Here is a 25,850-nt window from a genome sequence, read left to right as displayed (position 1 = left end):
AACTCCAAAGGATTATCTTTACCTTGTTGATGTAGCATTAACCAACAGTAGGTTGACCGTATTTCACTATGTTTATTTCAACGGATATGCTTTCGTAAAGCAATAGTTAGCTGATATTCTACCACACTATGAGCAAAACACACTTAACTGAACAGAAGTTTTCCGACTTCGCCCTGCACCCGCTGGCAGTCGAAGCCCTTGAAAAGAAAGGGTTTCATTACTGCACGCCTATCCAGGCACTTGCATTGCCTATCACGCTCTCAGGACGTGATGTTGCAGGTCAGGCGCAAACCGGAACCGGCAAGACGCTGGCTTTTTTAGCGTCTACTTTCCATTATCTGCTTTCTAACCCTGCCGCTGAGGGTCGTCAGACCAATCAGCCGCGTGCTTTAATTATGGCACCGACGCGGGAATTGGCAGTACAAATTCATTCAGATGCCGAAGCGTTATCTGAGTCAACCGGACTGAAACTCGGTCTGGCATACGGTGGCGACGGCTACGACAAACAGCTAAAAGTGCTGGAAAGTGGCGTTGATATTCTTATCGGCACAACTGGCCGGTTAATCGATTATGTAAAACAGAACCATGTTAATCTGGGTGCAATCCAGGTCGTGGTGCTGGATGAAGCCGACCGCATGTTCGATCTTGGCTTTATCAAAGACATTCGCTGGCTGTTCCGTCGCATGCCTCCTGCGACTCAACGCCTGAACATGCTGTTCTCCGCGACGCTGTCATACCGCGTTAAAGAGCTGGCGTTTGAAAACATGAACAACGCCGAGTCGATTGAAATCGAACCGGAACAGAAAACGGGTCACCGTATTCAGGAAGAACTTTTCTATCCTTCTAACGAAGAGAAAATGCGTTTGTTGCAAACGCTTATAGAAGAAGAGTGGCCTGACCGTTGTATTATTTTCGCCAATACTAAGCACCGCTGTGAAGATGTCTGGGGCCATTTGGCCGCTGACGGACACCGCGTTGGCCTGCTGACCGGCGATGTCGCACAGAAAAAACGCCTGCGCGTACTCGAAGATTTTACCAAAGGTGATATCGATATTCTGGTCGCCACCGACGTAGCCGCCCGTGGTTTGCACATTCCAGCCGTAACGCACGTCTTTAACTATGACCTGCCTGACGACTGTGAAGACTATGTTCACCGCATTGGTCGTACCGGTCGTGCTGGCCTTAGCGGTCACTCAATCAGCCTGGCCTGTGAAGAATATGCCCTAAATCTACCGGCCATTGAAACCTACACCGGCCACAGTATTCCCGTCAGCAAGTACAATAGCGATGCGTTACTGACTGAATTGCCTGCGCCGAAACGCCTTGCACGTACCCGCAACGGCAACGGCCCACGCCGTAATTCATCATCATCATCACGACGCGGTGGTAGTGCACCACGTAACAACCGCAAACGTTCGGGCTAAAATTATGCTGAGCTCCACCTCACTTTATGCAGCGATCGATCTGGGTTCCAACAGCTTCCATATGTTGGTAGTCCGTGAGGTGGCAGGCAGTATTCAAACGCTGGCAAAAATTAAGCGCAAGGTGCGTTTGGCTGCTGGTCTTGATAAAAATAACCAACTCTCGGTGGAAGCGATGCAGAGAGGGTGGCAATGCCTGAAATTATTTTCTGAACGTCTGCAGGATATTCCCCGCGAGCAAATACGCGTGGTTGCTACGGCGACACTGCGCCTGGCCAAGAATGCCGACGAGTTTCTACAGGTGGCCGAAACCATTCTCGGTTGTCGGATACAGGTCATCACCGGCGAAGAAGAAGCGCGGCTGATTTACCACGGCGTTGCTCACACTACCGGCGGACCCGATCAGCGACTGGTAGTGGATATCGGCGGTGGCAGCACCGAACTGGTAACAGGCTCAGGTGCACAAGCCAATACACTGTTTAGCCTCTCAATGGGCTGTGTAACTTGGCTTGAACGTTATTTCGCCGACCGAAGCCTGGCAAAAGAGAATTTTGAACAGGCCGAGCTGGCCGCCGTTGAAATGATAACCCCCATAGCACCCGAGTTGCTGGCAAACGGCTGGCAAATTTGCGTGGGTGCTTCGGGCACCGTTCAGGCGCTACAGGAAATCATGGTGGCGCAGGGCATGGACGAGCGTATCACGCTGGCGAAGCTGCAACAGCTCAAGCAGCGTGCTATTCAGTGCGGCAAGCTTGAAGAGCTTGAAATTGAAGGCCTGACGCTGGAACGTGCGCTGGTGTTCCCGAGCGGTTTGTCGATTCTTATCGCCATTTTTAAAACGCTGCATATCGAGTCGATGATGCTGGCAGGCGGCGCACTGCGAGAGGGCCTGGTCTATGGCATGCTGCATCTGCCGGTCGAACAGGACATTCGTCAACGCACGCTTCACAACCTGCAACGTCGTTATCTGCTCGACGTGGAGCAGGCAAAACGCGTAGCAACGCTTGCCGAAAACTTTTCGATTCAGGTTTCCAGTGTCTGGCAGTTGGATGCGCGCGCGCGTGAATTGCTGACCAGCGCCTGTTTCATCCACGAAATTGGGTTGAGTGTCGATTTTAAACAGGCGCAGAACCATGCGGCCTATCTGATTCGTCATCTTGATTTACCGGGTTTCACGCCGGCACAGAAAAAACTGTTGGCCACGCTGCTGCAAAACCAGAGTAACAACCTGGATTTGGCGCTACTGAATCAGCAAAATGCCCTGCCCCCGCGTCAGGCAGAACGTTTGTGCCGCATCATGCGACTGGCGATTATTTTCGCCAGCCGTCGCCGTGACGACACACTGCCCGCGGTTCGCCTGCGGGCCAATGATGATGAACTCAACGTCTTAGTGCCCAATGGATGGCTCGAACAGCATCCACTGCGCGCTGAAGAGCTGGAGCAGGAAAGCCACTGGCAAAGTTATGTCCATTGGCCACTTTACGTTGAAGAAGCCAGCAAATAGCCGACGTTAGCGTTAAATAGAGCAAAGTATTAGGGAGCCTCAGGCTCCCTTTTTCTTGGCCTCTGCCAGCTGCGCGCGGATTTTTTCCAGATGACTTTGCCCCTTTACCATTCGCTCCTGTGGCGACACCACTTTGCGCTCACTCTCCCATGCCAGATCATCCTGTGGCAGCTCCAGCAAGAACCGGCTTGGCTCAGGGCGGATCAGTTCACCGTACTGCCTGCGCTCGCGACACAGGGTAAAGAAAAGCTCTTTCTGCGCACGTGTGATGCCCACATAGGCCAGACGACGCTCTTCGTCAACGTTATCTTCATCGATACTGCTTTGGTGCGGCAACAGGCCCTCTTCCATGCCAACCAAGAAGACATAGGGAAACTCCAGCCCTTTTGAGGCGTGCAGCGTCATCAACTGAACCTGATCCAGCTCTTCTTCGTTTTCACCGCGCTCCATCATGTCTCGCAGTGTAAAGCGGGTGACGACCTGCGTTAACGACATAGGTTCGTCGAGGTCAGTTCCCTCAAGCATTTCCGTCATCCAGCTAAACAGTTGGTTGACGTTTTTCATGCGCATCTCGGCGGCCTTTGGACTTGGCGAGGTCTCAAACAGCCAGCTTTCATAATCCATGCCGTGGATCAGGTCACGTACGGCGACGATCGGCTCGCGTTCTGCCAGCTCGGCAATCGAGCCCATCCAGTGAGTAAAGCGCTGCAAAGACTCCAGACCACGTCCAGTCAAGGTTTGACTCAACCCAAAATCGGAGCTGGCCTTGAACAGTCCTTTATTGCGCTGATTAGCCCATTCGCCCAGTTTTTGCAGCGTGGCCGCGCCAATCTCACGCCGTGGCGTATTCACGATGCGTAAAAACGCGCTGTCGTCATCGGGATTGGTCAACACCCGTAGATAGGCCAGTAAATCTTTGATTTCGGGGCGTGAGAAGAACGACGTGCCACCCGAGATACGGTAAGGAATGCGGTTCTGCATCAGCATTTTTTCAAACAACCGCGACTGATGGTTGCCACGATAAAGGATGGCATAATCCCCGTGGTTGGTTTTATTCATAAAACGATGGGCAATCAGTTCACCGACCACGCGCTCGGCTTCATGGTCTTCATTATTGGCGGTGATCACCTTTAAATCCTGACCATAGGCCAGCTCCGAGAACAGTCGTTTCTCGAAAACGTGCGGATTGTTGGCGATCAGAATATTGGCGGCTTTAAGGATGCGCTGTGAAGACCGGTAGTTTTGCTCAAGCTTGATAACCTGTAATGCCGGAAAGTCTTCTTTCAACAGCACCAGATTTTGTGGACGTGCGCCGCGCCAAGAGTAAATCGACTGGTCGTCGTCGCCCACCACGGTAAAACGTGCACGGTTGCCGACCAGCAGTTTCACCATCATATACTGGCTGGTGTTGGTATCCTGATACTCGTCCACCAGCAGATAGCGCAGCTTATTTTGCCAGCGTTCACGCACCTCTTCGTTGCGTTGCAGCAGCAGCGTAGGCAGCAGGATCAGGTCGTCGAAGTCGAGAATATTACAGGCCCGCATATGGTCGTGATACAGGGCATAACAGTGGGCAAACAGCTTGTCGCGCTCCGTTCGTGCTAGCTTGGCAGCACCGGAGGGGTCGACCAGATCGTTTTTCCATTTCGAGATCGTCGAGATCAACTGCTGCAACAGCGTCTTGTCATTTTCCAGCCACTTTTCACTCAGCTCTTTGAGCAGCGCCAACTGGTCCTGATCGTCAAACAGTGAAAAGTTGGACTTCATCCCAAGCGCCGCGAACTCGCGCTTGATAATTTCCAAACCCAGCGTGTGGAAGGTTGAAATCAGCAGCCCGCGGGACTCTTTGCGCCCCAGCGTTTGCGACACACGCTCCTTCATTTCGCGCGCGGCCTTGTTGGTAAAGGTCACGGCGGCGATATGCTTCGCTTGATAGCCACACTCGCGTATTAAGTGAGCAATTTTATTGGTAATAACCCGCGTTTTACCCGAGCCCGCACCGGCCAGAACCAGGCAGGGTCCGGTAACAAATTCGACGGCGTGTTGTTGGCTGGGATTTAATCGCATTGGCTTAATTTTGCTCACTTGTTTGATGCAGGAGGAGGATTGTAGCAGAAACTTCCGTCGGAAATGACAGTCAAAAGTGTCAGGTTCGAAGGTTGGGTGACATCGCGCATTCCACATCCGGCGTTGCAGATGTTACATTACGCCCCTCAGCAGTTTTTGATTAATTTATCTAAAAGGTCACGATTATGGCGAACACCGCTTCTGCATTACACATCCTGGTGGATGACGAAAAGAAGGCTAACGAGCTGCTGGCTCAGTTGGAACAAGGCGCTGATTTCCAGGAGCTGGCGCGCAAGCATTCTACCTGCCCGTCCAAACGCGACGGCGGTTCACTGGGTGAATTCCGTAAAGGCGACATGGTTCCTGCGTTTGATAAAGTGGTATTCAGCGGTGAACTGCTTAAGCCGCTCGGCCCGGTTAAGACCCAGTTTGGTTACCACCTGATCAAGGTGCTGTACCGCAACTAAGTGTGCTCTGCCGGCTGTAAGCACTGTAAAAGAAAAAGCACCGCCTTGGCGGTGCTTTTCAATTGTGTAGGGTAAAACAGGCCGTGCTTTATTTATTAGCTGGCAACCGCGATGCGTTTCATGTCAGTCATGTAGCCGCGCAGTTTGTGGCCTACTGCTTCAATAGCGTGGGCACGGATTGCTTCGTTCACGTCGCGCAGCTGTGCGTTGTCAACTTCGGCGGCCGCAACAGATTTGCCCAGGTCGCCCGCTTGCAGAGTAGTCATAAACTCTTTCAGCAACGGAACAGCGGCGTTAGCGAACAGGTAATTACCGTATTCTGCAGTATCAGAGATAACCACGTTCATTTCATACAAACGCTTACGGGCAATGGTGTTGGCAATCAGCGGCAGCTCGTGCAGTGATTCGTAGTAAGCAGACTCTTCGATGATGCCGGAAGAAACCATGGTTTCAAACGCCAGCTCAACGCCCGCTTTAACCATTGCAATCATCAGTACGCCGTGGTCGAAGTACTCTTGCTCCGAGATTTTCCCTTCAAACTGCGGTGCGTTTTCGAATGCGGTTGCGCCGGTCTCTTCACGCCAAGTCAGCAGTTTAACGTCGTCTGCTGCCCAGTCAGCCATCATACCGCTGGAGAATTCGCCAGAGATGATGTCGTCCATGTGTTTCTGGAACAGCGGAGCCATAATGCCTTTCAACTGCTCTGACAGCGCGAAAGCACGCAGTTTTGCAGGATTAGACAGGCGATCCATCATCAGGGTGATACCGCCCTGCTTCAGCGCTTCGGTAATAGTTTCCCAGCCAAACTGCTGCAGTTTCTCGGCGTAAGCCGGATCAACACCTTCAGAAACCAGTTTGTCGAAGCACAGCAGTGAACCCGCTTGCAGCATACCGCACAGGATAGTCTGCTCGCCCATCAGGTCAGATTTAACTTCAGCAACGAAAGAAGATTCCAAAACGCCCGCACGGTGGCCGCCAGTTGCTGCAGCCCAAGCCTTGGCAATCGCCATGCCTTCGCCTTTAGGGTCGTTTTCTGGGTGAACAGCGATAAGCGTAGGCACGCCGAAACCGCGTTTGTACTCTTCACGAACTTCAGTACCCGGACATTTTGGTGCAACCATCACCACGGTGATGTCTTTACGGATTTGCTCGCCCACTTCAACGATGTTGAAACCGTGAGAGTAGCCCAAGGTTGCGCCGTCTTTCATCAGGGGCTGAACCGCTTTTACCACCGCGCTGTGCTGCTTGTCTGGCGTCAGGTTAACCACCAGATCAGCCTGTGGGATCAGTTCTTCGTAAGTGCCCACTTTGAAACCGTTTTCGGTCGCTTTACGCCATGAAGCACGCTTCTCGGCAATGGCTTCTGCACGCAGGGTGTAGGAAACGTCAAGACCGGAGTCACGCATGTTCAGACCTTGGTTGAGGCCCTGCGCGCCACAGCCAACGATCACCACTTTTTTACCCTTTAGGAAGCTGGCTTCATCAGCGAATTCATCGCGAGCCATAAAGCGGCACTTGCCTAATTGCGCCAGCTGCTGACGCAGGTTCAAGGTGTTGAAATAGTTAGCCATGGTAAAACTCCGTTGCGGTTGTTGGGTACGAAATTGTTGAGCCCTAAATGATTCGAGTTGCAGGAAGGCGGCAAGTTCGTGAGTCCAAGGGCGCTTACTTAGGTAAGTGACTGGGGTGAACGAGCGTAGCCAACACATCTGTAACTTGAAGCATGACGGGTTGCTGTAAAATCACTATATGTCATGCAGAGCATTGCTTAAATTGATATATTAAGAAGATGATATTGCAGTTTATGCAACACGAATAAATCCACACTACACGCATGACACAGTCGGGAAATCTTATGGACTTACGCGATCTGAAACTGTTTCTGAATTTGGCTGAAAGCCGGCATTTCGGGCGTTCAGCCAAGGCTATGCACGTCAGCCCTTCTACGCTCTCGCGTCAAATACAGCGGCTCGAAGAGGAGCTGGGGCAGACACTTTTTCAGCGCGATAACCGCACCGTGCAGTTAACCCAAGCGGGCGAACAGCTTAAAACCTTCGCCCAGCAGACGTTGTTGCAATATCAGCAGCTGCGTCACGCCATGGGGCAAAACGGTCCAACGCTTTCCGGTGAGCTGCGGCTGTTTTGCTCGGTGACGGCCGCCTACAGCCATTTACCGCCAATACTGGACCGCTTTCGCGCGCAGCATCCGCTGGTAGAAATTAAATTGACCACCGGCGATGCCGCCGACGCAGTGCAAAAAGTGCAGTCCACCGAAGCCGACCTTGGCATTGCCGGACATCCCGAACTGCTACCAACAAGTATAGACTTCACGCCGATTGGTGAAATAACTATGGCGCTAATTGTGCCTTCGCTGCCCTGTGCGGTGCGTACGCAGGTTTTAGTGCCGACGCCGGACTGGTCACAAATTCCGTTTATCATTCCTGAACACGGGCCGGCGCGTAAGCGCATCGACAGCTGGTTCCGCCACCAAAAATTGGCTAATCCGCTGATTTACGCCACGGTATCCGGCCATGAAGCCATTGTCTCGATGGTCGCGTTAGGCTGCGGTGTGGCGCTTATTCCGGGCGTAGTGCTCGACAATAGCCCCGAGCCTATCCGCAACCGTATTTCTGTTCTGGACAACGTTGCGCCGGGTGCTCCGCTGCCGTTAGGCGTGTGCGTGCAGCGTAAACGCCTCGACGAACCGCTGATTGAGGCGTTCTGGCAACTGCTGTTGTAAAGCGTCAAACCGCCGAATGAAAAGATCGGTTCTGCGATTAAAGATCGGCAGGATCGACCTGTTTCATGGTTTCAACCCGCATTAGCCAGTGGTACATAGGTTCAAGCTGTTGAAAACCGATGACCAGCTCGTCAACCAGTGCGGGACTGAAAAGCTTCTCGACCTGATTATCCGTGGCCATCACCGCAAACGACTTTCGGTTGTACCAGGTGGCAATCTCGGGGTCCTGCTCTTTTACCAAAAGACGCTTGTAGCTCTCACCCACCAGCTCAAAAGGCGCACGACAACACTCTGCCACCTCAAGAAACTGATCGGGTTGGCGAGAAAGCGTGTGGCGGAACAGGTCCATCGTGTGTTTATTGGCGCTGTAATAACCCAGGCCATAGCGCAGCATGTCGGGGCCTAGCTCGAAGAAATAGACCGGCGCGTCTTTCCAGTCTTTACTCGGGCGTTTAAAGGTCAGCCACATGCGGCTGCGATAACGCGATTTATCATGGGAGAAACGCGTGTCGCGATGAATGCGCGACAGCGTTTTACCGATAGCAGGACGGATTTCGAACTGAGGATCGATGAGCAGCATGCTGTCGCTCAGCGCTTCCACCAGCGCGCGAAACGGCGTAAGAATTTCCCGATCGTACACGTGCCGGTTTTCTTCAAACCACTCTTTGTCGTTTTCAATCCGCACCTGCTGAAGAAAATTCAGCCCTTGCTGGCTAAAACCGCTGAACGTGGAGCTCATACGCCGTCCCTGTTTTCAAATACCACTTTTTAGTAAAAAACTAGCCCTGCAGAAAGAATCTGAACGCCGGATTGTCCGATTCATTGTGGCAATCGTAACCCAGTGCAGAGAGATTCTTTTCAAACTCAGGCTCTTGCTCCGTCAGCTCAAACGCGGCCAGCACGCGACCAAAATCGGTGCCGTGGCTGCGGTAGTGGAACAGAGAAATATTCCAGTGCGTTCCCAAGGTATGCAGGAATTTCAGCAGCGCGCCCGGTGACTCAGGGAATTCGAAGCTGTAAAGACGCTCACGCAGCGGCTTGCTCGGACGACCGCCGACCATGTAGCGTACGTGCAGTTTTGCCATCTCGTCATCGGACAAATCCACTACCTGATAACCGCCTTCGTTCAGCAGATCGATGATCTCTTTGCGCTCGGCGTTACCACGCGTCAAACGAACGCCAACAAAAATGCAGGCATTATCGGCATCAGCGTAGCGGTAGTTGAATTCCGTGACTGAACGACCGCCCAGCAGCTGACAGAAGTTCAGGAAGCTGCCCTTACGCTCAGGGATCGTTACGGCCAGCAGGGCTTCACGCTGTTCGCCAATCTCGCAGCGTTCTGAAACATAACGCAAACCGTGGAAATTAACGTTAGCCCCTGACAGCACGTGCGCCAGGCGCTCGCCCTGAATATTATGCTCTTGCACATATTTCTTCAGACCCGCCAGCGCCAGCGCACCCGAAGGCTCGGCGATGGCACGCACGTCTTCAAACAGGTCTTTCACTGCCGCACAGATGGCGTCGCTGTCTACGGTTATCACGTCGTCGAGATATTCACGACACAGGCGGAAAGTTTCATTGCCGATGCGTTTAACCGCTACGCCCTCTGCAAACAAACCCACACGCGCTAGGTCTACCGGTTCACCGGCGTCCAGCGCCGCGCGCAGGCAGGCTGAGTCTTCGGCTTCAACGCCAATGACTTTAATTTGCGGCATCAGCTGTTTGATTAACACCGCAACACCCGCCGCTAGACCGCCGCCGCCGACCGGAACAAATACTCGGTCGAGGTGCGCGTCCTGCTGAAGCAGTTCCATCGCCAGCGTTCCCTGTCCGGCGATCACCGCTGGATGGTCAAACGGTGGCACAAAGGTCATGCCCTGCGACTGTGAAAGCTCAATCGCCTTGCCTTTAGCTTCATCAAAATTAGCACCATGCAGCAGAACTTCCCCGCCGAAATTACGCACGGCATCCACTTTGATATCGGCCGTCGCGACCGGCATCACAATCAGCGCTTTTATCCCTTTTCGAGTCGCCGACAGGGCAACGCCCTGCGCGTGGTTACCGGCCGAAGCCGTGACCACGCCGCGTGCGCCCTGCTCTTCGGTCAATCCAGCAATCATCGCGTAGGCGCCGCGCAGTTTAAAACTGTGCACCGCCTGACGGTCTTCGCGCTTGACCAAAATAACGTTATTCAGGCGGGTCGAAATTTTTTCCATCACCTGCAATGGGGTAACTTGCGCCACCTCATAAACCGGCGCCCGCAACACGGCGCGCAGATATTCTGCACCGCTAGGTTGCTCAGGCAGAGGTTGTGATACCGCCATGACAGTTAGCCTCCCAGCTTACTTTTGTCGCGAATTGCGCCTTTGTCAGCGCTGGTTGCCAGTAATGCATAGGCACGCAGGGCATAGGAAACTTCACGAACGCGATTTTTCGGCGTCCAAGCTTTATCGCCACGGGCCAGTTCAATTTCGCGACGCGCAGCCAGTTCGCTGTCTGACACGTCAAGCACCATGCCGCGATTAGGAATGTCGATGTCGATGATGTCGCCGTCTTCGATAAGCGCAATCAGGCCGCCGCTGCCCGCTTCAGGAGAAACGTGGCCGATAGACAGGCCAGAAGTACCGCCGGAGAAACGACCGTCGGTGATAAGCGCACAGGCTTTACCCAGACCCATTGATTTCAGGTAGGTCGTCGGATAGAGCATTTCCTGCATACCCGGTCCTCCTTTAGGTCCTTCGTAACGAATAACGACCACGTCACCAGCAACCACTTTGCCACCGAGAATCGCTTCTACCGCCGCATCCTGGCTTTCGTACACTTTGGCCGGGCCACGGAAGGTCAGGTTGTCTTTATCAACGCCTGCGGTTTTCACGATGCTGCCGTCGAGCGCCATATTGCCGTAAAGCACGGCCAGGCCGCCTTCTTTGCTGAATGCGTGGTCAATAGAGCGAATGCAGCCCTCTGCACGGTCATCGTCCAGCGTGTCCCAGCGGCAATCCTGTGAGAACGCCTTGGTGGTGCGGATACCGGCCGGGCCTGCGCGGAACATTTTTTTAATCGCTTCGTCTTCGGTCAGCATGATGTCGTATTTTTGCAGCGTCTCAGGGAAGTTCATCTCCAGCACGTTGCTAACATTACGATTCATCAAACCCGCGCGGTCGAGCTCGCCCAGAATACCCCAGACGCCACCGGCGCGGTGAACGTCTTCCATATGATACTTCGGCGTACTTGGCGCAACTTTACACAGGTGTGGGACCTTGCGGGACAGCGCGTCGATGTCAGTCATGTTGAAATCGATTTCGCCTTCCTGCGCGGCGGCCAGCAGGTGAAGAATGGTGTTAGTTGAGCCGCCCATCGCGATGTCCAGCGTCATGGCGTTTTCGAACGCGGCCTTGCTGGCAATGCTGCGCGGCAATACGCTTTCGTCGTCTTTTTCGTAGTAACGCTTGGCCAGGCTTACGATGCGTGTACCGGCAGACAGGAACAGCTCTTTACGGTCGGCGTGGGTCGCCAGCAGTGAGCCATTGCCAGGCTGGGACAGGCCCAGCACTTCGGTCAGACAGTTCATCGAGTTGGCGGTGAACATACCAGAGCATGAACCACAGGTCGGGCAGGCAGAACGTTCAATTTGCTCGCTGTCGGCGTCGCTGACTTTCGGGTTGGCACCTTGAATCATCGCGTCAACCAAGTCGAGTTTGATGATTTTGTCAGACAGCTTGGTTTTACCCGCTTCCATAGGACCACCGGAAACGAAGATAACCGGAATGTTGAGACGCAGAGCGGCCATCAGCATCCCCGGGGTAATTTTGTCACAGTTGGAGATACACACCATGGCGTCGGCGCAGTGCGCGTTAACCATATACTCCACTGAGTCGGCAATCAGCTCGCGCGAAGGCAGTGAATAAAGCATGCCGCCGTGGCCCATGGCAATACCGTCGTCCACGGCAATGGTGTTGAACTCTTTTGCCACACCGCCGCAGGCTTCTATCTGTTCTGCAACCAGTTTGCCCATGTCGCGCAGGTGAACGTGACCCGGTACGAACTGGGTAAAGGAGTTAACGACGGCGATAATCGGTTTATTAAAATCGTCGTCAGTCATTCCAGTGGCGCGCCATAATGCGCGGGCGCCGGCCATGTTGCGGCCTTGAGTCGTGGTAGCGGAACGTAACTTTGGCATGCTCTATTTACTCCAATTAATGCTTTTATGCGGACGGCGCAACCGCCGCCCACGACTTTATTTCTCACCCTATAGATTTCATGGTGCAGGAAGGCGGCAACTGAATGAATCCCCAGGAGCTTACTCAAGTAAGTGACTGGGGTAAGTGAGGGCGGCCAACGCACCTGCAACGTGAAAGATGACGGGTGTTTTTATTAAGGATTTACCTGGTCTAACCAACCATATTTGTCTTCGGTTTCACCGGTGAACAGGCCGAAGAATGCGCTCTGTATTTTCTGAGTAATCGGACCTCGTTTGCCTTCTCCGACCTGAATACCGTCTACGCTGCGAACCGGCGTAATTTCTGCCGCGGTGCCAGACATGAACACTTCGTCGGCCAGATAAAGAGACTCGCGAGACAGCACCTGCTCACGCACTTCGATGCCCAGATCTTTCGCTAATTTAATGATGGCGTCACGGGTGATGCCCGGCAGTGCAGATGAAGTGAATGGCGGAGTAAACAGAATGCCCTCTTTCACTTCAAACAGGTTTTCGCCCGCGCCTTCAGAAACGTAGCCATTCACGTCCAGTGCAATACCTTCCTGGTAACCGTGGCGGCGCGCTTCACTGCCCACCAGCAGGGAGGAAAGGTAGTTACCCCCGGCTTTCGCGGCGGTTGGAATGGTATTTGCCGCAACACGATTCCATGAAGAAACCATGGCATCGATACCGTTTTCCAACGCTTCAGCACCGAGGTAAGCACCCCAAGGGAAGGCCGCAATGATCACATCAGTTTCATAACCGTCCGGCGGGTTAACGCCTAAACCTACGTCGCCAACAAAGACCAGCGGACGAATGTATGCGCTTTTCAGATTATTTTTGCGCAGCACGTCACGGCAGGCTTCCATCAATTCTTCAACGGACTGCTTAACAGGGAATCGATAGATTTTTGCAGAGTCATGCAGACGCTGCATATGTTCACGATGACGGAAAACTACTGGTCCTTTGTGCGAGTCGTAGCAGCGGACGCCTTCAAATACTGACGTGCCGTAGTGCAGTGCGTGGGACATTACGCTTACCTTTGCGTCTTCCCACTTAACCATCTCGCCATTGAACCAAATAAAATCAGCTTTCTTCGTAGACATTCTTCTTTTCCTTACTTACGCGTTGGCGCGTATTTGTTGGTTAGTTAGTTGTGATGTGTGTTGCTGGACTTCGACACAGGCGACATCCATTAATTTGCTTAACTGTACTGACAGTAAATCGACTGACCGCAGGCTGGCAACGGTCAATTCAATATTAATATTTTCGTCATTGCCCCTTGAGGACATGTTCATGGCGCAAACCTGAAATCCGCGGTGGCGAACAACGCGCAGTACGCGCTCCAACATTTCCGGACGGAAACGGGCCTGAATTGAGACGTTATGCTGCATCATGACATTTTCTCCAACATGGTTTCGTTGCCTGCACCCGGCGGTACCAAAGGCCAGACATTTTGATTTTCGTCGATGGATACCTGAAGCAGATAAGGGCCTTTACTATTGAAGAAAGCGTCCAGAGCAGCGTCGACTTGGTCTTTACGGCTAATACGTTGGCCCGGGATATCGAATGCGCTGGCCAACGTTATAAAATCGGGGTTATCTGAAAGGTTGGTTTCACTGTAGCGTCCATCAAAAAACAGTTCCTGCCACTGTCGAACCATCCCCAACCGCTGGTTATCCAGCAGCAGGATTTTCAGCGGTAACTGTTTTCGTTTAATGGTGCCCAGTTCCTGAACGTTCATCATGAATGAACCATCACCAGAAACGCAGATAACCATATCATCAGGGCGAGCAACCTGTGCACCTACGGCGGCGGGAACGCCAAAGCCCATCGTTCCCAGACCGCTAGAGGTGATGAAATTCTCGGGACGTGAGAAAGTCATGTGCTGCGCGGTCCACATTTGATGCTGGCCCACGTCGGTTGTCACCACGGTATTGGCGTCCTTGCGATCGGAAATTTGCTTGAGCAACAGCGGGGCGAAAATAGCCTCACCCGGGTGGTCATAGCGCCACTCACCGGTTGCTTTCAACGTCATGACTTCATCACGCCACGCATTGATTGATAATGACTGTGCCAGCGCGGGCAGCATTGCGGATAACGAGCCCTGAAGTGCAACGTGCGTCTGACGCAGTTTGTTTAATTCTGCCGGATCGATATCCATGTGGATAACGCGGGCATGTGGCGCGAAGGTGTTCAGCTTGCCGGTTACGCGGTCGTCGAAACGTGCACCGACGGCGATCAGCAGGTCGCAGGACTGCACCGCCACGTTGGCGGCCTTGGTGCCGTGCATGCCCAACATGCCCAAATAGCAAGGGTCGTTGGCATCCGGTGCGCCCAATCCTTTAAGTGTAGCAACACAGGGAATTCCTGTAGCACGAATAAACGCGCGCAGGGCGGGAACGGCTCCGGCAATACCCACGCCACCGCCGACGTAAAGCATCGGTTTCTGCGCGGCGGCGATCATGTCATACGCCTGTGCTAATTCGGTAAGGGGTTGCGGCATTTCTTGCTCAACAGGCATCAGATGCGGTAATAAATCGCCCACCGCCAATTGGATGTCTTTAGGGATATCAACCAATACCGGCCCTGGACGGCCGCTGCTGGCTATGGCGAAGGCTTCCGCCATGATTTCCGGCAGTGCCTCCAGCGACTCAACCAAAAAGCTGTGTTTGGTGCAGGCCAGAGACAGGCCCAATACGTCGATTTCCTGAAAGGCATCGGTGCCAATGAAGGCGGAGCCTACCTGACCGGTGATAGCAACCACCGGAACGGAGTCCATCAACGCGTCGGCAAGGCCGGTTATCAGATTGGTTGCTCCCGGACCGGAGGTGGCGATACATACGCCAACTTTGCCGGTTGAACGGGCATAGCCGATTGCTGCCATTGCCGCGCCTTGCTCGTGTCGGCACAGTAGGTGTTCCACGCCGCCGTCATAGAGTGCGTCGTATACTGGCATAATTGCTCCGCCAGGATAACCAAAGACCATCTCGACCCCTTGCGAACGCAAAGCTTGTACTACCCACTGTGCACCATTCATCTTTATTCCCCTGCCTTTTGGCTACTAGCGCAGAATATTATGCTGTTGTTCATATTTTCTCCCGCCTCTTTCCGCTACAAATTAATCTGACCAAAAAAAAACCCCCGTACCTTTCGGTGCGGGGGTTCTTTTCAGGTTCAGGCTTGTTTATTAAGCCTTTCTTCGTCCAAGTGCAGCCCCGCACGGTGGGATAATAATCACCACCACACGAATAACGACTAGGCTTAGTACTAGGACGAGGGCTTTCATTTTTAGGTTTCTTAATTTCTTATTTCGAACGATTGCCTACAGAGTTATCACAGTTAGATAAGTAAAGACAATACTTTTCTTACGTTATTAACTCAGGCCGTTGTACAAAAAATCACAAAAAACTCAGGTTTTTCAGGCTCTCGAGTCGATATCTTAGCCTTTAGCAATTGATGCGGCAGTAATGACCTTACCGCGAGTATCGCGTCCGAAGAACACCAGCACTGAAATCACAATCGCCACCGTTCCGGCGACCATCGCCATCGCTAATCCGTAGTTGTGGCCATGACTTTCGGCAATATAAACTTGCAGTGTTGCGTTAACTGAAGCGATCAGGTTACCCAACTGATAAACGAAACCAGGAAGAACGGCTCGCGTATTGTCCGGCACCAGTTCGGTAAGGTAACTCGGTATCACACCCCATGCACCCTGCACCGTAAACTGCATCAGGAAAGCACCGAGTCCCAAAGTCCATGACCCACCGGCAAACGCCCACAGCGGCAGAACCGGCAGCGACAGCAGCGCGGCGATAATAATGGCTTTCTTGCGGCCAATTCGCTCGGACAAGATGCCGAAGGTGACACCACCAATGATCGAGGCGATGTTGTAGCAGATAGCGATAATACTGACGGTATGGGCGTCAAATCCGTGCTGAACTTTCAGGAAGGTCGGATAAAGATCCTGAGTTCCGTGGCTGAAGAAGTTAAACGCCGCCATCAGTACCACCAGATACACGCACAGTTTCCAGTGCGTTTTCAGCACCGGCAGCAGTGCAGTACTTTCATGACGTTCTCGAGCCGCCAGCCAGACCGGTGACTCCTGAACTTTGAAATAGATAAACGGCAGCAGGAAAATCGGCACCGCGCCGATAACAAACATGCCGCGCCAGCCCACTACGTTATAGAGCAACCCATAAACCACGCCCGCCAGCAGATATCCAAACGGGTAACCTGCCTGGAAAATACCGGACATTAGACCGCGTGAACGGTCTGGAATAGTCTCCATCGCCAGCGATGATGCCACACCCCATACGCCGCCCATTGCCACGCCGTAAATCACCCTGAGGATCAGGAAAACGGTCAGCGACGGCGCCGCAGCGGTGCAGAGTTCGAAGAAGGAGAAGAACAGAATATTGACCATCAACACCGGCTTGCGCCCGAACTTTTCAGCCGCGCGGCCAAACAGCAACGCACCAATCGGTCGCACGGCTAACGTAAGTAAAATGGCCAACGTTACGTCTTTAATATCAACGTGATACGAGGTGGCGATATCACTGAGCAAAAAAACCAGCAGAAAGAAGTCGAAGGCGTCCAGAGTCCAACTAAGGAAACTGGCAATGGCGACATTACGTTGCCGGGAAGTCCAACCAAACATGATGAGATACCTTATTCGAATAGTAGGGGTAACGACGGCTCAGGAAAGATGTATTTGTTTATTTATTGTTAAATACACTGCTTTAATTAATACACGCGGCTTAAAAAGCCAGCAAGATTATTAGCGGGCTAATTTGTATCGAAAAAAGGCTAAGTGTTAATGAGTGTTGCGGAGGATTTGGAGACACTTCCCACAAAAATGCATTTTGGTAAGTGTTGCAAAGAAAACCTGCGGCAGGTCTTGGAGAAAAAAGCTTTGCCAATTCACGGCCAGAGTTTGCACGACCATAATGCGTTTTTCATGCACACAGGGAGGCTGCATGTCGCTGTCGATTGTGAACACTCGGGCATCGTTAGGCGTGGTCGCCCCCCGCGTATCCATTGAGGTTCATATCAGCAACGGATTACCCGCCCTCACGCTGGTCGGCCTGCCGGAGACGGCGGTTAAAGAGGCCAGAGACCGCGTTCGCAGTGCGCTAATCAACTGCGGATTCACCTTTCCCCCCAAACGCATTACGGTAAATCTCGCCCCCGCCGATTTGCCCAAAGAAGGTGGCCGTTATGACCTGCCGATCGCGCTGGCGATTCTGGCGGCCTCTGAGCAACTTGCTACCGACCAGTTAGGGAAATACGAGTTTATTGGTGAATTAGGGCTATCAGGCGCGATACGCGGCGTTAATGGTGCTATTCCGGCGGCTATTGCTGCACAAAAAGAGGGGAGGAAGCTGATTTTACCCGCGGATAACCAGCGGGAGATGGCACTGCTTGAAGAAGATCAGGTGTGGGTGACCGATCACCTGCTGCAGGTTTGCGCCTTTTTACAGGGAACCGGCAGCTTGTTGGCCGTAGAGCGCGATGCCGAGTTATCATCCGAACCCGAGGTTGGAGATCTCAGCGAGATTATCGGCCAGGAGCAGTCAAAAAGAGCGCTCGAAATTGCCGCCGCCGGGGGGCACAATCTTTTGTTGCTCGGCCCTCCGGGTACGGGGAAAACCATGTTGGCCAGCAGGTTGCGTGGTATTTTGCCGCCGCTCACCCAGCAGGAAGCACTAGAAACTGCGGCCATAGCCAGTCTGGTTTCTTCATCACAAGGGCAGTACGAAGGCTGTTCAGCCAATACACGCCTGCGCCCTTTTCGCTCACCTCATCACAGTATTTCGCTTAATGCCTTGGTCGGCGGCGGCACCATTCCGCGCCCCGGAGAAATTTCGCTGGCGCATAACGGCGTACTGTTTCTTGACGAGCTGCCCGAATTTGAGCGCAAAGTGCTCGACGCGCTGCGACAGCCGATGGAGTCAGGCCAAATCACCATCTCGCGAACCCGTGCAAAGGTTGATTTCCCTGCACGTATGCAGCTTATAGCGGCGATGAACCCTAGTCCGACCGGCCACTACCAAGGTCAGCACAACCGAACGCCGCCACAGCAGATACTGCGCTACCTGAGCCGATTATCCGGACCGTTTCTCGACCGGTTCGATCTTTCCCTTGAGGTGCCGCTATTGCCGCCCGGGTTGCTTAGCCAGCAGCACCAGCAGGCGAGTCGCGTAACGCAGGAAACCAGCCAGCAGGTGAGAACGCGCGTGATCGCCGCCCGCGAGCGTCAGCTGGCTCGAGCCGGTAAGCTAAATGCGCATTTAAGCAGTACGGAGGTACAGCAATTTTGCAAATTAACTCGGGAGGATGCCGTGTTTCTGGAAAGTGTGTTACAAAAGCTGGGGTTATCAGTACGGGCGTGGCACAGGATATTGAAAGTCGCCAGGACGCTGGCCGATCTCAATCGGCAGGAAACAATACAAAAAGCGCAACTCGCTGAAGCATTAAGCTATCGCTGTATGGATCGGCTATTGTTAACGTTGCATAAAAATTTGGCATAAAAAAACGGGGACAAGCCCCGTTTTGTTAATCGTCGCTGTCTGTATAGTCTTCCACCGTGTCAGCCTGCGGTTTGCCGCCTGACAACGTATGGAATTTCTTTGGACGACGGGTGCGAATAATATATTTATTCCACACTTTTTCAGCGTCGGTTGCTGGCTCGCGGGTGCCGCGGCAAACATCCAGAAACAGCTTTTCTTCTTCGGTTACCGGTTCGCGTTTTCCCAGATCCAGCTCGTTGAAAGCATAGCCATAACGTTCTAGCAATTGCGCTTCTTTAATGGTGAAATCGCCATGCCGGGAGAACCCGCGAGGGTAATGTTTATTGTCAAAAAAACGATTTGTCGTGGTGAAGCTTTCCGCCATCTGACACGCTCCTAATTCTCTCATGGTCGTGCTGTTATGGCGCGGAGTATTAGATAGGCTTGACAATCTGTAAAACAAAACATTTAAATCTTAACGACAAAAAAATTTGGAGATGGTAGTGGACACGGAATTACTGAAAACCTTTTTGGAGGTCAGTAGAACTCGTCACTTTGGTCGGGCGGCTGAATCTCTGTATTTGACGCAGTCAGCGGTGAGCTTTCGAATACGCCAATTGGAGACCCAACTTGGCGCAAATTTGTTTACACGTCATAGAAATAATATCCGCCTGACGCCCGCAGGAGAGCGCCTGCTGCCTTACGCAGAAAACCTGATGTCAACATGGCAATTAGCCAAAAAAGAGGTTGTACGCTCTCTACAGCACACAGAATTATCGATTGGTGCAACGGCTTCGCTTTGGGAGGCTTATTTAACACCGTGGCTACAGGCTTTATATGAGCAACGTGAATCATTACGTCTGGAGGCACGAGTTGCGCTGCGCCATTCATTAGTAAAACAGCTGCATGAAAGACAGCTCGATTTGCTCATCACCACCGAGCCGCCAAAGATGGATGAGCTCTCCAGTCAGCTTCTGGGTAATTTTTCGTTACGTCTTTTTTGCTCGCATAAACAAGATAAAACGGCTCAGGGGGCGTACATCAGACTGGAATGGGGCGCGGATTTTCCACAGCAGGAAAGCCGAATGCAGGCCAGCGATCAGGAACCTGTGCTAACGACGACGTCGGCACATCTAACCCGCCAGCTGCTTGATACTACTGGCGGATGTGCCTTCCTCCCAAGCCACTGGGAGAAAGACTATCCTCAACTGTCGGTTTATAAAGATATTCCGCCGGTTATCAGGCCGCTATACGCCGTTTGGCTGCAAAACAGCGATCAGCAAGTACTGATCAGACAGCTACTGAAAACGCCGATGAGCACCGGTATTTAGCTCTGGACTGGTGAGTCAGGTTGTTTTTAGCTGCGGGTGACGGGCTCGGCGAGTTAACCAATAGGAGCCCATGCCTTTTTGCAGCGCGATGAAAATAAACAGCAGCACGCCCATCACTATTTTTGTCCACCACGAGCTCAGCGTTCCGTCGAAGGTGATATAGGTTTGAATCAATCCCTGGATCATCACGCCAAACAGGCTGCCCAGCACCGTACCTACGCCGCCGCTCAACAGCGTACCGCCGATAACCACTGCGGCGATAGCATCAAGCTCTACGCCGCTTGCCGCTAGGGCATAACCGGCCGAGGTATAAAGCGAAAAAATAATGCCTGACAGCACTGCCAGTGAGCTTGAAAGCATATAAATATAAATCGTGGTTTTTCTCACCGGCACGCCCATCAGTCCGGCAGAGTGCGCATTGCCACCGATGGCATAAACGTTGTTACCAAACCGCGTCCTGTGAGCCAGAATAATCCCCACCGCCACCACGCAAAGCATCACCAGCGCCAGCAGGGTAAATCGCCCTCCTCCGGGCACCTTCCAGGCATAATTGGCCAGGGTGGCATACAGCGGATGATTAATCGGTAAAGACTCCTCAGAGACCACAAAACTCATGCCGCGAATAAAGAACATCCCGGCCAAGGTTATGATAAAAGCTGGCAGCTTGAGGGTGTCGATTATCCACCCCATCAGTCCGCCAAAAAGCGCGCCCATAATCAATACGATAGCAAACGCATAGACGGGCGGTACGCCGTAATCACCAATAAGTTTTGCTAACGCAACGCCGGTAAAAGCGATGACTGATCCGACTGAAAGGTCTATGCCACCGGAAAGAATAACAAAAGTCATGCCCACGGCGACGATACCGAGGAAGGCGTTATCCGTCAGCAGGTCGCATAATACGCGCGTGGAAGCGAAGCCGGGGAACTGATAAAAACAGTAGCCGTAGCCTGCGATAAAAACCAAAATGGTAATCAACAGGGGGAGATTGCGCTTGAGCATTACTCTTTCCTCCGAAACAGACCGCGAAGAGAAACGCGAGGTGACTGGACGACCAGCACGGCTAACACCACCACCGCTTTGAGCACCAGGTTAAACTCGGGTTTGAAGCCCGAAAGAAGAATACCGGTATTCATGCCCTGAATAATAAGCGCACCGATAAGTGAAAGAAGCAGATTGAATCGCCCTCCCAAGAGTGAACCGCCACCGATAACCACGGCTAAAATGGCGTCCAGCTCCAGCCACAGTCCGGCGTTATTGGCGTCGGCTCCGCGAATGTCAGCCGTTACAATCACGCCCGCCACCGCGGCGCAGACTCCGCAGATGATGTAAACCGAAATTAGCACCAGACGCGCATTAACGCCGGCGTTGTAAGACGATCGAACGTTGATACCCACAGATTCGATAAACAGCCCCAGCGCCGTTTTACGCGTTAACAGCCACAGCAACAACAGCATCACCGCGGCAATAATCACCGGCATCGGCAACGTCAGCAGCGATCCGCTGCCAAACTGCGAGAGTCCATTGTGCTCGAAGGTGACGATTTGTCCCTCGGTGATCAACTGCGCAATACCGCGTCCGGCAACCATTAGCATCAGCGTGGCAACGATCGGCTGTATTTGCAGTACGGCGACTAAAAAGCCGTTCCACAGGCCACAGACTGCGCCAACGCCAACGGCGGCCAGTATTACCGTGGTAAGAGGATAGCCATTGACGGTCATCGTGGCCGCCGTGGCACCCGCAATGGCCATCACGGCACCGACGGAGAGGTCTATTCCTCCGGTGGCGATAACCAGCGTCATACCCAGTGCAAGAATAGCTACTGGGGCACCGCGGTTGAAAATATCGACCAAACTGCCAAACAGTCGGCCGTCCTGTAGGTGAATGTTAAAAAAACCGGGCGCGACAAGGCTATCAATTACCAAGATAGCCAGAAACGCGCCAACCTGAGTAGCCCCTTTGGGAAATACCCAGCGGACCTTGCGCGGCCTTCCTGTCATCGGCAGACTCCTGTTCGTCATGGATATCCCCTTATTGAACCGCAATCGCAGTCATGATGGCCGGAACCGAAATTTGGTCCTGCTCGATTTGAGTAATATGACGACGGTCGCGAAGAACCACGATTCGGTCAGCGTAGCCCGCAAGCTCCTCAAGTTCGGAGGAAATAACCAGCAGTGCCAGCCCTTCATCACAGAGTTTTTCAATCAGACGAATAATTTCAGCATGTGCGCCGACGTCGATGCCGCGAGTAGGCTCATCGAGGATAAGAAAGCGGGGATTGGTCGCCAGCCAGCGCGAAAGCAGCACCTTTTGCTGATTACCGCCCGACAGGTACTGTATTTCCTGTTCGGCACTGGGGGTGCGGATCCCCAACAGTTTGATAAACTTGTCGGCAATCTGATTTTGTTCTTTCATCGAAAGGGGACGTAGCCAGCCACGCTGGGCCTGCAGCGCCAAAATAATGTTTTCACGCACCGTCGCGGCACCAATAATACCGTCAGTTTTGCGATCCTCCGGGCAGTAACCAAACCCCAGCTTTGCCGCTTTGCGCGGGGTACGAATGGTCACATCCTGACCATTAACTTTAGCGGTACCCGTATCATGACTTTTGATGCCAAAGATAAGCTGAGCGGTTTCAGTACGCCCAGACCCCAGCAAACCGGCAAGCCCGACAATTTCGCCACGCCGTACGCTGAGGTCAAAGTTCTCGACCAGTCCACGTCGGCCATAATTTTTAAAATCAACCAGCGGATCGCCCGTCACTGCACGGTGCTCGCCGCGCTTGAGTAAGGCCTCATCGAAACTGTGTCCCAGCATCATTGGCACCAGTTCGATGCGCGGCAGATCTTGGGTAAGCGAGGTGCCGACCAGTTTTCCGTTACGTAATACGGTGATTCGATCGCTGATGCGGTAAACCTGATCGAGAAAATGGGTGACAAACACCATGCCCATCCCTTTATCTCTCAACTGCGTCAGGATATCGAGCAGCATGCTGACTTCTTTTGCATCGAGGCTGGCGGTAGGCTCATCCAGAATAAGGACTTGTGCAGAAAGGTCCACAGCGCGGGCAATAGCCACGATTTGCTGAATCGCGATGGAATAGGCGGCAAGAGGCTGGCCGACGTCAAGATGGAGCCCATAACCGGCGAGCAGCGTTTCTGCCTGCTGGTCCATTTTTCGCTGGTTCACCAGCCCGAAGCGTGTGGGCTCTCGGCCAATAAATAAATTAGCTGCTACGGAAATATTCGGCAGCAGGTTCACTTCCTGATAAACGGTGCCAATGCCCAGCGCCTGAGCGTGAGCGGTATTGATGGCCTCAATAGGCTCACCATTGAGATAAACGCTGCCTGCCGAACGTTTATAGACGCCGGTAAGCGCTTTAATCAACGTGGATTTACCTGCGCCGTTCTCACCTAATAGCGCCACGATCTCGCCACGATTAAGCGTAAAATCCACTTTTTCCAGCGCTTTTACTCCAGGAAACTCAACGGATAAACCGCGCACCTCAAGTAAGGTTGATGATTGGAGATGATCCATTAGATTCTCGACCCCGACAGCATGCGCACGATAACGCCTGTATGTGCAAAATGGGATGATGAAACCGGCTCTCCGTTATGAATAATATTGAATTAATATTACTCATCAACCAGAGCCGGAAAGCAGGTTTAGTAGCCCATGTCTTTTTTCATGTCGTACTCTTTCTGCGCCATGTCAGGCAGCACCAGAGTTGATTGAGTCTGAATAAACTTTGGAGGCTGGGTGCCGTCTTTTTTCATCTTGATCAGCGCATCCAACGCTGGCCCAGCCATGTTTGGCGTTAATTCAACAGAGGCATTAGATTCACCGTTGAGCATGGCTTTGTAGATATCAGGCACACCGTCAATCGAGACGACCTTAATCTGCGAACCGGGTTTCAAACCTGCTTCTTTAATGGCCTGAATCGCACCAATCGCCATATCATCGTTGTGCGCATAGACCGCGCAAATATTTTTGCCGTTTTGCTCAGCCTTGATGAAGCTTTCCATCACTTCCTTGCCCTTGCTGCGGGTAAAGTCACCGGACTGAGAGCGAATAATTTTCACATTAGGGGCCGCTTTCAAGGCGTCAGCAAAACCTTGCTTACGGTTTAGCGCAACGCTCGCACCGACGGTTCCCTGTAGTTCAACGACGTTGCAGGGCTTACCTGCCACCTCTTTGACCAGCCAATCCCCTGCGACTTTGCCTTCGTGTACGCTGTCTGACGCCACGGCGGCGGTATAAAGAGTGGGATCGCTGACTTCGATAGTACGGTCTAGCAGGAATACCGGGATCTTGGCTTCTTTAGCTTCCGTCAGTACCGGCGCCCAGCCAGTAGCGACCACTGGGGCGATAAAGATGGCATCTACGCCCTGGGCAATGAACGAACGTATTGCCTTGATTTGATTCTCTTGTTTTTGTTGAGCGTCGGCTATTTTCAGAGTTATTCCGCGTTTTTGTGCCTCCAGTTTGGAGACTTTGGTTTCTGCGGAACGCCAGCCCGATTCAGAACCGATTTGAGAAAATCCGACGACTAAGGGGGCAGCGTGAGCCGCTCCACAAAATGCCGTTGCGACCGCGGCTGCCAGTAATAAACGTTTATACATTATTCTTTCCTCACGCGTAGTCTGAGCTACTTTTTGTTGTGTCATGTAGGGTGCGGCATAGAAAAGCGCTAAAACCGAGTTTCGCGGGTGAACAAAGCTTCACCTGGCGACACTTAGTTTTAGCGTATTGTAAAAACGGGAGGTTGAGCGCGGTCACATAGATGATTAACAATCAATTCGTGCATGTATTCAGCTAGAAAATCACAAAAATTAGGCAGTAAAACACACAACGGCACGTTCGAAATTTATTCATAGAGAGCTTAAGAGCGTCAATGAGGAAAATTTTCGTCTTCTTTTTGAACATAAAAGGGGATATTTTAGGCATTCGAAGGAATTATGGGGCGGGAAGAGTGCAGTTTCGTCTTATTCAGAACGAAAAAAAACCCTTCACTTTCGTGAAGGGTCTTTAATATGGCAGGGGCGGAGAGATTCGAACTCGCGACACCCGGTTTTGGAGACCGGTGCTCTACCAACTGAGCTACGCCCCTAAATCTACTTAGTATTATGCCTGCTAAATTTTAGCAGGCATAATTTTGATAATTGGCGGAACGGACGGGGCTCGAACCCGCGACCCCCTGCGTGACAGGCAGGTATTCTAACCAACTGAACTACCGCTCCACCGGTTCTTTCACTCACTTCAGACAATCGGTCTGAGGTCAGTTTGTCTTCGTTGTTATTCCTTGTCAGGGGAATAGAAGACTAATTTGATGCCTGGCAGTTCCCTACTCTCGCATGGGGAGACCCCACACTACCATCGGCGCTACGGCGTTTCACTTCTGAGTTCGGCATGGGGTCAGGTGGGACCACCGCGCTACTGCCGCCAGGCAAATTCGTTTTATTCTAACCGCTTTCCCCATCATTCAGGGTAAGCCATCAGAACCAATCTTTGAACAAGCTGTTTTTTCTTGAAACTTAAGTCTTTGTGTCTCTCTAAAACACCTTCGGTGTTGTAAGGTTAAGCCTCACGGGTCATTAGTACTGGTTAGCT

General features: G+C 52.5%; 21 protein-coding genes, 2 tRNA genes and 1 rRNA gene. 6 read left to right on the top strand and 18 right to left on the bottom strand.

Annotation, left to right across the window (positions count from 1 at the left end):
• Positions 1 to 128: 128 nt before the first annotated feature.
• Positions 129 to 1,424 carry an ATP-dependent RNA helicase RhlB gene (rhlB, locus tag BS639_RS03310; protein ID WP_055773390.1) on the top strand — a complete coding sequence of 432 codons (1,296 nt, stop codon included), beginning with the start codon at positions 129 to 131 and terminating at the stop codon, positions 1,422 to 1,424.
• 4 nt (positions 1,425 to 1,428) lie between these two features.
• The gene (gene gppA / locus BS639_RS03305) at positions 1,429 to 2,925 is read left to right on the top strand and encodes a guanosine-5'-triphosphate,3'-diphosphate diphosphatase (RefSeq protein ID WP_084982253.1); all 1,497 of its coding nucleotides are present in this window, start codon (positions 1,429 to 1,431) and stop codon (positions 2,923 to 2,925) included.
• A 39-nt stretch (positions 2,926 to 2,964) separates the two neighbouring features.
• On the opposite strand, the gene rep is transcribed toward gppA, so the two are convergent.
• Positions 2,965 to 4,992: a DNA helicase Rep gene (gene rep / locus BS639_RS03300; RefSeq protein WP_084982291.1), complete on the bottom strand. Its 2,028-nt coding sequence runs from the start codon at positions 4,990 to 4,992 to the stop codon at positions 2,965 to 2,967.
• Between the two features lie 185 nt (positions 4,993 to 5,177).
• Between rep and ppiC the strand changes: the two genes are divergently transcribed.
• On the top strand, positions 5,178 to 5,459 hold the full coding sequence (gene ppiC, locus BS639_RS03295) for a peptidylprolyl isomerase PpiC (protein WP_055773394.1): 282 nt from the start codon (positions 5,178 to 5,180) through the stop codon (positions 5,457 to 5,459).
• A gap of 95 nt (positions 5,460 to 5,554) precedes the next feature.
• On the opposite strand, the gene ilvC is transcribed toward ppiC, so the two are convergent.
• Positions 5,555 to 7,030, bottom strand: coding sequence for a ketol-acid reductoisomerase (gene ilvC, locus BS639_RS03290; RefSeq protein WP_055773396.1), 1,476 nt, complete (start codon positions 7,028 to 7,030; stop codon positions 5,555 to 5,557).
• A 284-nt stretch (positions 7,031 to 7,314) separates the two neighbouring features.
• Here ilvC and ilvY point away from each other — a divergent pair, with 284 nt between their 5' ends.
• Positions 7,315 to 8,199: an HTH-type transcriptional activator IlvY gene (ilvY, locus tag BS639_RS03285; RefSeq protein ID WP_055773398.1), complete on the top strand. Its 885-nt coding sequence runs from the start codon at positions 7,315 to 7,317 to the stop codon at positions 8,197 to 8,199.
• Between the two features lie 37 nt (positions 8,200 to 8,236).
• Here ilvY and BS639_RS03280 read toward each other — a convergent pair whose 3' ends face one another.
• The 8 genes from BS639_RS03280 to BS639_RS03240 all read right to left on the bottom strand — a co-directional run bounded on the left by BS639_RS03280 (position 8,237) and on the right by BS639_RS03240 (position 17,057).
• A complete protein-coding gene (locus tag BS639_RS03280) occupies positions 8,237 to 8,938 on the bottom strand; it encodes a DUF2461 domain-containing protein (RefSeq protein WP_084982252.1) in 702 nt (233 codons plus the stop codon).
• A gap of 40 nt (positions 8,939 to 8,978) precedes the next feature.
• Complete coding sequence (gene ilvA / locus BS639_RS03275; RefSeq protein WP_055773403.1) at positions 8,979 to 10,523, bottom strand: threonine ammonia-lyase, biosynthetic; 1,545 nt, start codon at positions 10,521 to 10,523, stop codon at positions 8,979 to 8,981.
• A gap of 5 nt (positions 10,524 to 10,528) precedes the next feature.
• Complete coding sequence (gene ilvD, locus BS639_RS03270) at positions 10,529 to 12,379, bottom strand: dihydroxy-acid dehydratase (protein WP_084982251.1); 1,851 nt, start codon at positions 12,377 to 12,379, stop codon at positions 10,529 to 10,531.
• Between the two features lie 194 nt (positions 12,380 to 12,573).
• A complete protein-coding gene (locus BS639_RS03260; protein WP_084982249.1) occupies positions 12,574 to 13,503 on the bottom strand; it encodes a branched-chain amino acid transaminase in 930 nt (309 codons plus the stop codon).
• A gap of 15 nt (positions 13,504 to 13,518) precedes the next feature.
• Entirely contained in the window at positions 13,519 to 13,794 is a 276-nt protein-coding gene (gene ilvM / locus BS639_RS03255; protein ID WP_084982248.1) for an acetolactate synthase 2 small subunit, read from the bottom strand.
• Entirely contained in the window at positions 13,791 to 15,437 is a 1,647-nt protein-coding gene (ilvG, locus tag BS639_RS03250) for an acetolactate synthase 2 catalytic subunit (RefSeq protein WP_055773412.1), read from the bottom strand. Before ilvG ends, ilvM begins: the two co-directional genes overlap by 4 nt.
• A 150-nt stretch (positions 15,438 to 15,587) precedes the next feature.
• Complete coding sequence (ilvL, locus tag BS639_RS03245; protein ID WP_072156395.1) at positions 15,588 to 15,686, bottom strand: ilv operon leader peptide; 99 nt, start codon at positions 15,684 to 15,686, stop codon at positions 15,588 to 15,590.
• A 153-nt stretch (positions 15,687 to 15,839) separates the two neighbouring features.
• Positions 15,840 to 17,057, bottom strand: a complete 1,218-nt coding sequence (locus tag BS639_RS03240; protein WP_055773413.1) for an MFS transporter — start codon at positions 17,055 to 17,057, stop codon at positions 15,840 to 15,842.
• 319 nt (positions 17,058 to 17,376) lie between these two features.
• On the opposite strand from BS639_RS03240, the gene BS639_RS03235 reads away from it, so the two are divergent.
• Positions 17,377 to 18,930 carry a YifB family Mg chelatase-like AAA ATPase gene (locus BS639_RS03235; protein WP_084982247.1) on the top strand — a complete coding sequence of 518 codons (1,554 nt, stop codon included), beginning with the start codon at positions 17,377 to 17,379 and terminating at the stop codon, positions 18,928 to 18,930.
• 25 nt (positions 18,931 to 18,955) lie between these two features.
• On the opposite strand, the gene BS639_RS03230 is transcribed toward BS639_RS03235, so the two are convergent.
• Positions 18,956 to 19,294 carry a DUF413 domain-containing protein gene (locus BS639_RS03230; protein ID WP_055773416.1) on the bottom strand — a complete coding sequence of 113 codons (339 nt, stop codon included), beginning with the start codon at positions 19,292 to 19,294 and terminating at the stop codon, positions 18,956 to 18,958.
• Between the two features lie 118 nt (positions 19,295 to 19,412).
• On the opposite strand from BS639_RS03230, the gene hdfR reads away from it, so the two are divergent.
• The gene (gene hdfR, locus BS639_RS03225) at positions 19,413 to 20,240 is read left to right on the top strand and encodes an HTH-type transcriptional regulator HdfR (protein ID WP_055773418.1); all 828 of its coding nucleotides are present in this window, start codon (positions 19,413 to 19,415) and stop codon (positions 20,238 to 20,240) included.
• Between the two features lie 15 nt (positions 20,241 to 20,255).
• On the opposite strand, the gene yjfF is transcribed toward hdfR, so the two are convergent.
• From yjfF to rrf, 7 genes are all read right to left on the bottom strand, one after another.
• Positions 20,256 to 21,242 (bottom strand): galactofuranose ABC transporter, permease protein YjfF, encoded by a 987-nt coding sequence (yjfF, locus tag BS639_RS03220; protein ID WP_055773420.1) that lies wholly within the window; start codon positions 21,240 to 21,242, stop codon positions 20,256 to 20,258.
• Positions 21,242 to 22,261: a galactofuranose ABC transporter, ATP-binding protein YtfT gene (gene ytfT / locus BS639_RS03215; RefSeq protein ID WP_139804033.1), complete on the bottom strand. Its 1,020-nt coding sequence runs from the start codon at positions 22,259 to 22,261 to the stop codon at positions 21,242 to 21,244. Before ytfT ends, yjfF begins: the two co-directional genes overlap by 1 nt.
• A gap of 10 nt (positions 22,262 to 22,271) precedes the next feature.
• Complete coding sequence (gene ytfR / locus BS639_RS03210) at positions 22,272 to 23,777, bottom strand: galactofuranose ABC transporter, ATP-binding protein YtfR (protein WP_084982245.1); 1,506 nt, start codon at positions 23,775 to 23,777, stop codon at positions 22,272 to 22,274.
• Positions 23,778 to 23,905: 128 nt separating this feature from the next.
• Positions 23,906 to 24,862 (bottom strand): galactofuranose ABC transporter, galactofuranose-binding protein YtfQ, encoded by a 957-nt coding sequence (ytfQ, locus tag BS639_RS03205; RefSeq protein WP_084982244.1) that lies wholly within the window; start codon positions 24,860 to 24,862, stop codon positions 23,906 to 23,908.
• Between the two features lie 412 nt (positions 24,863 to 25,274).
• Positions 25,275 to 25,350: transfer RNA gene (locus BS639_RS03200), tRNA-Trp, on the bottom strand.
• A gap of 53 nt (positions 25,351 to 25,403) precedes the next feature.
• A tRNA-Asp gene (locus tag BS639_RS03195) sits at positions 25,404 to 25,480 on the bottom strand.
• 91 nt (positions 25,481 to 25,571) lie between these two features.
• A 5S ribosomal RNA gene (gene rrf, locus BS639_RS03190) occupies positions 25,572 to 25,687 on the bottom strand.
• Positions 25,688 to 25,850: the final 163 nt, after the last annotated feature.

It is taken from the genome of Rouxiella silvae (assembly GCF_002093625.1).
GTDB classification, from domain to species: domain Bacteria; phylum Pseudomonadota; class Gammaproteobacteria; order Enterobacterales; family Enterobacteriaceae; genus Rouxiella; species Rouxiella silvae.
This window is presented reverse-complemented; position numbering and strand designations above follow the sequence as displayed.